At 67.1% G+C, this 10944-nt stretch carries 10 protein-coding genes and 1 pseudogene; 9 read left to right on the top strand and 2 right to left on the bottom strand.

The features are described from left to right. The first annotated feature begins 693 nt into the window (after nucleotides 1-693). The 5 genes from mihF to metK all read left to right on the top strand — a co-directional run bounded on the left by mihF (nucleotide 694) and on the right by metK (nucleotide 4636). The gene (gene mihF, locus A5733_RS19290; RefSeq protein WP_003894434.1) at nucleotides 694-1011 is read left to right on the top strand and encodes an integration host factor, actinobacterial type; all 318 of its coding nucleotides are present in this window, start codon (nucleotides 694-696) and stop codon (nucleotides 1009-1011) included. An 11-nt stretch (nucleotides 1012-1022) separates the two neighbouring features. Continuing rightward, a complete protein-coding gene (gene gmk / locus A5733_RS19285; RefSeq protein ID WP_067768190.1) occupies nucleotides 1023-1613 on the top strand; it encodes a guanylate kinase in 591 nt (196 codons plus the stop codon). Nucleotides 1614-1708: 95 nt separating this feature from the next. Further along, nucleotides 1709-2032 carry a DNA-directed RNA polymerase subunit omega gene (gene rpoZ, locus A5733_RS19280; protein ID WP_067768188.1) on the top strand — a complete coding sequence of 108 codons (324 nt, stop codon included), beginning with the start codon at nucleotides 1709-1711 and terminating at the stop codon, nucleotides 2030-2032. 17 nt (nucleotides 2033-2049) lie between these two features. Then, nucleotides 2050-3294 (top strand): bifunctional phosphopantothenoylcysteine decarboxylase/phosphopantothenate--cysteine ligase CoaBC, encoded by a 1245-nt coding sequence (gene coaBC, locus A5733_RS19275; RefSeq protein ID WP_076241290.1) that lies wholly within the window; start codon nucleotides 2050-2052, stop codon nucleotides 3292-3294. A gap of 142 nt (nucleotides 3295-3436) precedes the next feature. Further along, complete coding sequence (gene metK / locus A5733_RS19270; RefSeq protein ID WP_067768185.1) at nucleotides 3437-4636, top strand: methionine adenosyltransferase; 1200 nt, start codon at nucleotides 3437-3439, stop codon at nucleotides 4634-4636. Nucleotides 4637-4711: 75 nt separating this feature from the next. Here metK and A5733_RS19265 read toward each other — a convergent pair whose 3' ends face one another. Further along, entirely contained in the window at nucleotides 4712-6184 is a 1473-nt protein-coding gene (locus A5733_RS19265; protein WP_076241289.1) for an NAD(P)/FAD-dependent oxidoreductase, read from the bottom strand. 192 nt (nucleotides 6185-6376) lie between these two features. On the opposite strand from A5733_RS19265, the gene A5733_RS19260 reads away from it, so the two are divergent. Both A5733_RS19260 and A5733_RS19255 read left to right on the top strand, forming a co-directional pair. Next, a complete protein-coding gene (locus A5733_RS19260) occupies nucleotides 6377-7438 on the top strand; it encodes a catalase family peroxidase (protein ID WP_233152733.1) in 1062 nt (353 codons plus the stop codon). After that, nucleotides 7435-8016, top strand: a complete 582-nt coding sequence (locus A5733_RS19255) for a cytochrome b (RefSeq protein ID WP_067768181.1) — start codon at nucleotides 7435-7437, stop codon at nucleotides 8014-8016. The genes A5733_RS19260 and A5733_RS19255 overlap by 4 nt, the downstream gene beginning before the upstream one ends. Here A5733_RS19255 and A5733_RS19250 read toward each other — a convergent pair. Then, nucleotides 8005-8952 carry an alpha/beta hydrolase gene (locus tag A5733_RS19250; protein WP_076241291.1) on the bottom strand — a complete coding sequence of 316 codons (948 nt, stop codon included), beginning with the start codon at nucleotides 8950-8952 and terminating at the stop codon, nucleotides 8005-8007. The genes A5733_RS19255 and A5733_RS19250 overlap by 12 nt on opposite strands. Here A5733_RS19250 and A5733_RS19245 point away from each other — a divergent pair. Next, nucleotides 8951-9673 (top strand): lysoplasmalogenase, encoded by a 723-nt coding sequence (locus A5733_RS19245; protein WP_076241288.1) that lies wholly within the window; start codon nucleotides 8951-8953, stop codon nucleotides 9671-9673. The genes A5733_RS19250 and A5733_RS19245 overlap by 2 nt on opposite strands. Then, nucleotides 9670-10944 (top strand): annotated as a pseudogene (locus A5733_RS19240) (primosome assembly protein PriA); the annotation flags it as partial. The gene A5733_RS19245 and the pseudogene A5733_RS19240, both read left to right, overlap by 4 nt.

Raw genomic sequence — 10944 nt, 5'->3', positions numbered from 1 at the left:
GCCGCCCGCGTAGCGCCGTCGCCACCCGGCCCACCTGGTCCGCCGGGACCACCTGGTCCGCCGGGGCCCTGGCAGTTGCCGAAGCCGCACGGAGGCCCGGGCTGGGCCGCGGCCATCCCGGCCCCGCCCGATAGCGCAGCCGCTCCGAGTGCCATGGCGACGGCAGAAGCGCAGGTCAAGCGCTTGATGTTCATGTTCAGCATCCCTTCACGGGCATGGAGTGCCCGATCAGGTGACACTATTTAGACCAGCTGTGTAATCGCTATGTGGCAATTAGGCGTCGGTTAGGTGTGGCCGGCGGCACGTCTGTGACGTGCGCGTCACCGGCTCCGACACGCCCGACACGCCGTGACCAGCGAAAATTTTCTCGAACTGGCCTTGACCGCTGGGTTCTGCGGTCTCGCCGCGAGTGGGACGACGCCCGGGAGTTAGCTGTAGTGGCAGCGAAACCCGTTGACTTGCAGGAATATCCGGGCCGACGCGGCGTCGCCGACGATGCTCGGCCACGTTTTCGTGTCAAAACCGCGGGTCGCCGGAGCGCACTACACGCTGGGCTTTTAGCGCCGTAACCAGGGGGTGGGGTTAGCTTTCGTCAGCCTGCGTGGGTACGGTCGTCGTCGCTGGCTGGTTTGCACTCCAGCCGTACAAAACAAGAGATGGCCGAAGAAGAATCGCCAGGAGACGGAGGAACCCGTGGCCCTTCCCCAGTTGACCGACGAACAGCGCGCGGCAGCGTTGGAGAAGGCTGCCGCCGCACGTCGAGCGCGAGCCGAGCTCAAGGATCGACTCAAGCGCGGCGGCACCAACCTCAAGCAGGTGCTCACCGACGCCGAGACCGACGAGGTCTTGGGCAAGATGAAGGTCTCCGCTCTGTTGGAGGCCCTGCCCAAGGTCGGCAAGGTCAAGGCGCAGGAGATCATGACCGAGCTGGAGATCGCCCCGACCCGCCGTCTGCGCGGCCTCGGTGATCGTCAGCGCAAAGCCCTGCTGGAGAAGTTCGACCAGTCCTAGAGGCGCCCGCATTGAGCGCTGGTAGAGGGGTCGGACAACACACTGCGACGGCTCCGGTCGTCGTGTTGTCCGGTCCCTCCGCCGTCGGGAAGTCCACCGTGGTCCGTTGCCTGCGGGAGCGACTTCCCGACCTGTATTTCTCCGTCTCGGTCACGACCAGGGCACCGCGGCCGGGGGAGGTCGACGGAGTCGACTACACATTCGTGTCCGCTGACCGGTTCCAACAGCTGATCGATGACGGTGAGCTGCTGGAATGGGCCGAAATTCACGGCGGTTTGCACCGCTCCGGGACGCCGGCCCAACCAGTGCGCGAAGCCACCCAGGCGGGTCGCCCGGTGCTGATCGAGGTCGATCTGGCCGGTGCCCGGGCCGTCAAGAAGGCCATGCCCGAGGTGGTGTCGGTGTTCCTGGCACCGCCGAGTTGGGACGAACTGGTCAGCAGATTGTCCGGCCGGGGTACCGAGACGCCCGAGGTGATGGCCAGGCGATTGGAGACCGCGCGGGCCGAAATGGCGGCAAAGTCCGACTTTGACCAGGTTGTGGTGAACCGTCAGTTGGATTCCGCGTGCGCTGAATTGGTATCCTTGCTGGTGGGCAGCTGACGACTCACCGTGCCGGGACCGACGCGATCGGATCCGCGAGCCACCAGCCCGCTGTTCACAATGCATTTTCGCCAAAACCGCCAGGAGACTTTTTAGTGAGCACCCCGCACGCCGATGCGCAGCTGGCCGCTGCGGACGACTTGGGTATCGATTCGTCTGCCGCCAGCGCCTACGACACGCCGCTGGGCATCACCAACCCGCCCATCGACGAGTTGCTGGACCGCGCATCGAGCAAGTACGCGCTGGTGATCTACGCCGCCAAGCGCGCGCGCCAGATCAACGATTACTACAACCAGTTGGGCGACGGCATTCTCGAATACGTCGGCCCCCTGGTCGAGCCCGGTCTGCAGGAGAAGCCGCTGTCGATCGCGATGCGGGAGATCCACGAGGACCTGCTCGAGCACACCGAGGGCGAGTAGCCAGGCCGGGCCGGCACGTGAGCGCGCGTAAGCGAATCGTCGTCGGTGTCGCAGGCGGCATCGCCGCCTACAAGGCCTGCACCCTGGTCCGCCAACTCACCGAAGCCGGCCACTCGGTGCGCGTGTTGCCCACCCAGTCGGCGCTGCGCTTCGTCGGGGCCGCCACGTTCGAAGCCCTGTCGGGCAATCCCGTGCACACCGGTGTCTTCACCGATGTGCACGAGGTGCCGCACGTGCGGATCGGCCAGGAGGCCGACCTTGTCGTCGTCGCACCCGCCACCACTGATCTGCTGGCCCGCGCGGTAGCCGGCCGGGCCGACGACCTGCTGACCGCCACGCTGTTGACCGCGCGATGTCCAGTGCTGTTCGCCCCGGCGATGCACACCGAGATGTGGTTTCACCCGGCCACCGTCGACAACGTCGCGACTTTGCGTCGTCGGGGCGCGGTGGTGTTGGAACCGGCGTCTGGACGGCTCACCGGCGCCGACAGCGGTGCGGGACGGCTGCCCGAGGCCGAAGAGATCACCACATTTGCGCAGTTGCTGCTGGAACGCGGTGACGCGCTGCCCTACGACCTGGCCGGGGTCAAGGCCCTGGTGACCGCCGGTGGCACCCGTGAGCCCCTCGATCCGGTGCGATTCATCGGCAACCGCAGCTCCGGCAAACAGGGCTACGCCGTGGCCCGGGTGATGGCCCAACGCGGGGCCGACGTCACGCTGATCGCAGGCAACACCGCAGGCCTGGTCGATCCGGCCGGCGTCCACGTCGTGCACATCGGCTCAGCTGCGCAGTTGCGCGACGCGGTGTCCAAGTACGCCCCCGAGGCCAACGTCTTGGTGATGGCCGCCGCCGTGGCCGATTTCCGGCCCGCCCAGGTGGCCACCAGCAAGATCAAAAAAGGTGCCTCCGAACCGAGTTCGATCGAACTTGTACGCAACGACGACATTCTCGCCGGCGCGGTACGGGCCCGCGCCGAAGAACAGTTGCCAAATATGCGCGCCATCGTCGGTTTCGCCGCCGAGACCGGCGATGCCAACGGTGACGTGCTGTTCCATGCTCGGGCCAAACTCCAGCGCAAGGGCTGTGACCTGCTGGTGGTCAACGCCGTCGGGGACAACCGCGCCTTCGAGGTGGACCACAACGACGGTTGGTTGCTGAGTGCCGACGGCACCGAAGTTGCACTGGAGCATGGCTCGAAGACTCTGATGGCCACCCGTATCGTGGACTCGATCGCGGCGTTCCTGGGCAAGTACGAAGGGTGATCCGGCGTACGCATCACTGTGCGGATAAGGGTTGCGCATCGGCGTCCCAAGCGGTTGGGTTCAACAGGGCACAGATACCATTCGACTAACTAAGTAGTTTTGACTGAGAACGTTTCGTAATCGTCAAGGAAGGAAGCAGACCGTGAGCCAAGGTCGCCTATTTACCAGTGAGTCGGTAACCGAAGGACACCCCGACAAGATCTGTGATGCGATCAGCGACTCGGTGCTCGACGCGCTGCTGGAGCAGGATCCCAAGTCCCGGGTTGCGGTGGAGACGCTGGTCACCACCGGTCAAGTGCATGTCGCCGGTGAGGTCACCACCTCCGCCTACGCCGACATCCCCAAAATCGTGCGCGACCGCATCCTCGACATCGGCTACGACTCGTCGACCAAGGGCTTCGACGGCGCCTCCTGCGGGGTGAACATCGCGATCGGTGCGCAGTCCCCGGACATCGCCCAGGGCGTGGACACCGCCCACGAAGCGCGCGTCGAGGGCGCGGGCGATCCGCTGGACTCGCAGGGTGCCGGCGATCAGGGTCTGATGTTCGGCTACGCCATCGGTGACACCCCCGAGTTGATGCCGCTGCCCATCGCGCTGGCCCACCGGTTGTCGCGCCGGCTGACCGAGGTGCGCAAGAACGGCGTGCTCGACTACCTGCGTCCGGATGGCAAGACCCAGGTCACCATCCAGTACGACGGCAAGACGCCGGTCCGGCTGGACACCGTGGTGCTGTCCACCCAGCACGCCGACGGCATCGATCTGGACAGCACCCTGACCCCGGACATCCGGGAGAAGGTCGTCAACACCGTGCTGGCCGACCTCAACCACGAGACGCTGGACACCTCCGATTTCCGTCTCCTGGTCAACCCGACCGGCAAGTTCGTCCTCGGCGGCCCGATGGGTGACGCCGGCCTGACCGGCCGCAAGATCATCGTCGACACCTACGGCGGCTGGGCCCGTCACGGCGGCGGCGCCTTCTCCGGCAAGGACCCGTCAAAGGTGGACCGCTCGGCCGCGTACGCGATGCGCTGGGTGGCCAAGAACGTCGTCGCCGCCGGCCTGGCCGAGCGGGTCGAGGTCCAGGTCGCCTACGCCATCGGCAAGGCCGCCCCGGTCGGCCTGTTCGTCGAGACGTTCGGCACCGAGACCGTCGACCCGGCCCGCATCGAGAAGGCCATCAGCAGCGTGTTCGATCTGCGTCCCGGCGCGATCATCCGCGACCTGGACCTGCTGCGCCCGATCTACGCCCAGACCGCGGCGTACGGCCACTTCGGGCGCACCGATGTCGAACTGCCCTGGGAGCAGCTCAACAAGGTCGACGACCTGAAGGCCTCCGTCTAGTTTTTGCCGAACAGACGCAAACCCGTACCTTCTCAGCCGAAAAGGTACGGGTTTGTGTCTGTTGGCGGACTTTTTCTAGGACGTGAACGCGTAATCGTCCAGGGGGAAGCGACGGCTGCGCCAATAGGCCTCGAAGGTGGTGGCCGGCCGTAGCGGCACATCCCCGTTGCGGTCGAAGTAGTAGCTGTTGGCCTGTGAACAGCTGTCCTGCCAGAAGATCTGGCGATGACGCTTGCGCATCATCTCCGAGAAGTACCGGTCGTTGGCCTCCTGGCGGACCTCGACGCGGCGGGCCTGCTTCTTGTCTGCCTGGGCGATACAGCGCACCAGATGTCGGGTCTGTGCCTCGATCAACGCGAAATACGAGGACCCGACGTATCCGTACGGCCCCATCACGGAGAAGAAGTTGGGAAAGCCGGGAATGCTGACACCTTCGTAGGCCTGCATCCGGTGCTGCATCCAGAACTCGCTGAGCGTTTGCCCATCCGAACACACGATCTCGAACGGCAGCGCGTCGACATCCATCACCTTGAACCCGGTGGCCAGGATGAGCACGTCGACGTCATGGCTCTCGCCATCGGTGGTCGCGACACCCGAACCGGTGATCTTGTCGATCGGTTCGGTGACCAACCGCACGTTGTCCCGGTTGAAGGTGGCCAGATAGGTGTTGTGGAAGCCGGGTCGCTTGCATCCCACCGCATAGCGCGGGGTGAGCTTGTCGCGAATCTCGGGATCTCGTACCTGTTGCCGGAGATAGGCGCGCCCAGCTGCGCCGGCCCGCTTGGCGAACGGGTTGATGGTGAAGTACTGCGCGGCCAATGGGAACGTGAACTCCACATAGGCCTGGCTGAGCATCCGATGCAGCGTCCGGCCGCCGGGCAGGCGCATCAGCCGGCGTGCGATCGGCGGGATCGGCACGTCGAACTTGGGGAAGCACCAGATCGGTGTCCGCTGAAACACAGTGAGCTGCTTGACCTTCGGCGCGATCTCGGGAATCACCTGAACCGCCGAGGCGCCCGTGCCGATGATCGCCACCCGCCTGCCGGTCAAGTCTTGGGTGTGGTCCCAGCGGGCCGTGTGCACCGTGGTCCCGGCGAACGAGTCCACGCCGTCGATCTCCGGCAGCTTCGGGATGGTCAGCACGCCGCTGGCGTTGACCAGAAACCGGGACGTGAGCGTGTCTCCGGAGTCCAGTTCGAGTCGCCACAGGCTCTCGTCGTCGTCGAAGACAGCGCGGGTGACGGTGGTGTCGAACCGGATCCGGGGTCGCAGGCCATACTTGTCGACGCAGGTGTCGGCGTAGGTGCGCAACTCGCTGCCGGGGGCATAGGTACGCGACCACTTCCGAGACTGCTCGAACGAGAACTGATACGAGAACGATGGAATATCCACCGCCACACCGGGATAGGTGTTCCAGAACCAGGTGCCCCCGGCTCCGTCGCCGGCTTCGAGGATGAGGTAGTCATGCAGCCCCGCCTTGTCCAGGGCAATCGCGGTGCCGATGCCGGAGAATCCGGCGCCGACGATGAGCGTGTGAAAGTCGGGCATCAAGCCACCTCCCGGCTGCGGCCGATCGTGTGCACACCGTGTGGGTTGCACTGCCAACCTAGTCTCCGATGCCAACGGGTGGCTACGGACTCAATCGGCAAACATAGGCACCGCGCGCCCCGAATGAACCGTCCGCGCCCGCATTTCGTTTGACACTGGAAGAGTCCAGACGCGAGGAGGGGTGCGACCACGATGGAATTGAGCCGCAGGGGAGCGTTGCTGGGATTGACCGCCATGGGCGGTGTAGCGGTCGCCGCGGTGGGCGGACTTGGTGGGGCGGCGGGTTGGCTGCGTCCTGACGCGCTGACGCCGGCCGATTTCGCCGACCGGTTCGAGCAGGTGGGCGGGCGTCATGAGGGATTCCGGCGCAACCACGCCAAGGGGCTGGCCGCCACCGGAACGTTCACCAGCACCGGTGCCGGTGCCCAGGTGAGCCGGGCCGCCGTGTTCACACCCGGCACGGTGCCTGTGGTGGGCAGGTTCTCGCTGTCGGGTGGGTTGCCCGATCAACCCGACAAGAACGACACCGTGCGAGGTCTGGGCTTGGTGTTCGACCTTCCCGACGGCCAGCAGTGGCGCACGGCAATGATCAACATCCCGGTGTTTCCCGACGCCACACCACAAGGCTTCTACGATCGGATGTTGGCGTCGCGGCCCGAGAAGCAGACCGGAAAGCCCGACCCCCAGGCGATGGCGGCGTTTCTGGCCGATCACCCCGAAACCGTAGCGGCGATGAAGGTCATCAAACAGAGCCCACCGAGCACCGGATTCGCCGACAGTACGTATTACGGACTCAACGCTTTTCGGGCCACGAATGCTCAGGGCAAGACCACGGCGATCCGGTGGGCAGCTGTGCCGCTAAAGCAGCAGCAGCCCGCCGCACGGCCGCCGAGCGACGACAAGAACGCTCTCTTTGATGCACTGATCGACACGATCGCCCGCGGCCCGGTCAGTTGGAAGTTGATCCTCACGCTGGCGGACCCGACCGACCCCACCCACGACGCCACCCTTCCGTGGCCGTCGGACCGCCCGACGATTGACGCGGGCACCATCATCATCGACGCCGTCCATACCGAGGCACCCGGCAACGCCCGCGACGTCAACTTCGATCCACTCGTGCTGCCCGACGGCTTGGCCGCGTCTGACGATCCGCTGCCGCGCGCACGGTCGGCGGTGTACGCGCGTTCGTTCGACCGCAGGGCCCGAGAACCCAAGTCGCCCAGCGCAGTCGTCGTACCCGGGGATGTGCGATGACCACCGAAACGAAACCGCCGATCACGAAGTTCAACCTGACGGCCCGGCTGCTGCACTGGTCCATGGCGGCCATGGTGATCGCGCAGTTCTTCATCGGCGTGACGATGATCGCGGCACTCAGCTACTACCCGTTGCTTCTCGCGATTCACCGGCCGCTGGGCATCGCGATCCTGGTATTCGCGATCGTGCGACTGGTCAACCGGCTCACCCGCAGGCTGCCGCCGTTCCTCACCACGATGGGACCACTCGAACGTCGCATCGCCAGCTACTCTGAATACCTGCTGTACGCACTGCTTTTGGCGCAGCCCCTGATCGGGTGGGCCATGGTGTCGGCCGCGGGATCTCCGGTCGTGTTGGCCGGGGCGATCCATCTGCCGGCGATCGCCCCGACCAACATCACCCTGTACGCGGTGTTGCGCACCGCCCACACCGTGGCGGCCTACCTGCTGTTCGCGACATTCACCGCACACATCTGCGCGGTGTTGTTCCACACCGTCGGCCTGCGTGACCGGATTATTCACCGAATGTCGTTGTGGCCCGCCAGAAAAGAACCCGCGACCGACCGGTCAGACGTGTAGCGCCGCCCGCAGTGCCGCCATCGCCTGATCGAACGCCTCGGTGGCCGCCGGTACCACACCGGCGTAACCGATGTAACCATGCACCAGGGTCTCGGCGTTGTGAACCTGCACCGGAACGCCTGCCGCAGAGAGCATCTCGGCGTACCGGATTCCGTCGTCACGCAACGGGTCGTGCCCGGCCACCGCAATATAGGCCGGCGCAAGTCCGGACAGATCGGCCGCGCGGGCCGGTACCAGCGTCATGGGCGGATCGGACAGGTCGACGTGCCCGGCGTACCACCGGGAGAATCCCGCGACGGCATCGAGCCCGAGGATCGGCGCCTGTGCATTCTCGGTGAAGGACGGCAGGCTGGTGTCCCAGGTGGTCGCCGGGTACCAGAGCAGCTGGAACCGCAGCGCAGGAGCGCCGGCATCGCGCGCCAGCAGCGCCACCACCGCGCTGAGGTTGCCGCCCGCCGAATCGCCGGCAACCGCCATGCGGTCGCCGTCGACATCGAGTTCGGCGGCGTGCTCGGCCACCCATTGCGTCACGGCCCACACGTCGTCGACCGCGGCCGGGTACGGATGCTCAGGCGCCAGCCGGTATTCCACCGAGATCACCACGGCGTCGGCACCCACGGCATGCTGGCGCGCGGTGCCGTCGTAGCTGTCCAGGTCACCCAGCGACCAGCCGCCGCCATGGATGAACACCACCACCGGCAGCGTCGCCCCGTCGGCGGTCGGGGGTCGGTACACGCGCACCGGGATCGGACCGGCCGGTCCCGGTATCTCACGGTCGGTGACCTCGACCTCGGGATGGACCGGTGGCCGGGGGATCTCACTGAACTGACGTCGGGCCTCCTCGACTCCGATGTCAGTCGATAGTTGGAACGGCACGACCTCCAGTACCTTCTGCAGGATGGAATCGACAGCCGGTTTCTCGTCAGCAACGGACATGCCGACACCGTACGCACGGCGCAGCACGGTGTGGCTGTGGGGCTCCGCGGTGTTCGTCGGCGCCGCCTACGGCATCTTCTTACTGGTGGTGGCGCTACGGTCTCCGGCCGGTGTCGCGCTCACCGGCCAGTTCTTCGCCCAGCCCGCGGTGAAGGCCCTGCCCGCGGTGCTGCTCGCGCTTGCCGCGTGGGCGCATCCGATCGTGCGGGAACGCCGTTGGCTGGTCGGTGCGCTGGGGTTCTCCGCACTCGGTGACTTCCTGCTCGCCATCCCGTGGTGGCAGCCGTCGTTCGTCGGCGGACTGGGCGCGTTCCTGGTCGCCCACCTGTGCTTTCTGGGCGCGCTCGTGCCGCTGGCCCGACGGAGCCCGGCCCGACTGGCCGCCGTCGGGGTCACCGTCGCCGCGTGTGCCGCTTTGCTCGCCTGGTTCTGGCCGCGGCTGCTCGAACAGGGAATGGCGGTACCCGTCACGGCCTACATCGCCGTGCTCGGGGCGATGGTCTGTACGGCCCTGCTCGCCCAGCTGCCCACGTGGTGGACCGCTGCCGGAGCGGTGTGTTTCGCCGTGTCGGACACGATGATCGGGATCAGCGAGTTCATCCGGGGCGACCAACTGTTGGCCGTGCCGATCTGGTGGGCATATGCCGCCTCGCTGATGATGATCACCGCCGGCCTGTTCTTCGGCCGGACGTCACCGCGGTCTGCTGAACTGACGCGGTGACGATCACCCGCCGCGCCGCCGAGCACGAACCCATCGCGCGGGTGCTTCCCCTGCTCACGGTTCCGCACCTGGACCGGGAGTTCGATTACCTGGTGTCGGAGGACCATTCCGACGACGCGCAGCCGGGCGTCCGGGTCCGGGTGCGCTTCCACGGCAGGCTGGTCGACGCGTACCTGCTGGAACGACGCTCGGACACCGACCACACCGGCAAGTTGGGCTGGCTGGACCGCGTGGTCTCGCCCGAACCGGTGCTCACGCCCGAGATCCGGCGGCTCGTCGACGCCGTCGCGGCCCGCTATGCCGGCACCCGCGCCGACGTCCTGCGGTTGGCGGTGCCACCGCGCCACGCCAGGGTGGAGAAGCAGACTCCCGCCGAGGCCGAACCGGTCTCCGAGATCCCCGTCGACACCAGCGCGTGGGCTCGCTACGGCCGCGGCGAACAATTCTTGACGGCCGTCGGTGAGGGCCGGGCCGCGCGGGCGGTGTGGCAGGCGCTGCCCGGGGAGAACTGGGCGCGGCGGTTGACCGAGGCGGCTGCGGTGGCGGTGAACGCCGGGCTGGGTGTGCTCGCCGTGGTGCCCGACCAACGCGACGTCGACGCCCTGTATGCCGCGGCGATCGAGCAGATGGCGGAGGCCCGGGTGGTGGCATTGTCGGCGGGGCTGGGCCCGGCCGCCCGTTACCGCCGCTGGTTGTCGGTGCTGCGCGGACAGGCCCAGCTGGTGATCGGTACCCGCAGCGCGGTGTTCGCCCCGGTGTCCAATCTCGGGCTGGTCCTGGTGTGGGACGACGGCGACGACAGCCTCGCTGAGCCGCGCGCGCCCTACCCGCATGCTCGTGAGGTCGCCATGCTGCGTGCCCACCAGCTGCGGTGTGCCGCGGTCATCGGCGGTTATGCGCGCACCGCCGAGGCGCAGGCCCTGGTACGGACGCGGTGGGCTCACGATGTGGTGGCGCCGCGTCCGGCGGTGCGGGCCGCCGCGCCTCGGGTGGTGGCGCTGGAGGACAGCGGCTATGCCCAGGAGCGTGACCCGGCTGCCCACACCGCGCGGTTGCCGTCGATGGCATTGCAGGCCGCGCGTGCGGCGCTGCAGGCCGAGCGGCCGGTACTCATCCAGGTTCCGCGCCGCGGATATGTGCCTGCGCTGGCGTGTGCACGATGCCGTGCGGTGACGCGCTGTCGGCACTGCACGGGGCCGCTCGCCCTGCCGGACCGCGGCGCTGCGGCGGCCGAATGCCGGTGGTGCGGCCGCGCCGAGCCCGCATTGCGT

Origin of the sequence: Mycobacterium sp. NS-7484, from assembly GCF_001953975.1 — a bacterium.
GTDB lineage: Bacteria > Actinomycetota > Actinomycetes > Mycobacteriales > Mycobacteriaceae > Mycobacterium.
This window is presented reverse-complemented; position numbering and strand designations above follow the sequence as displayed.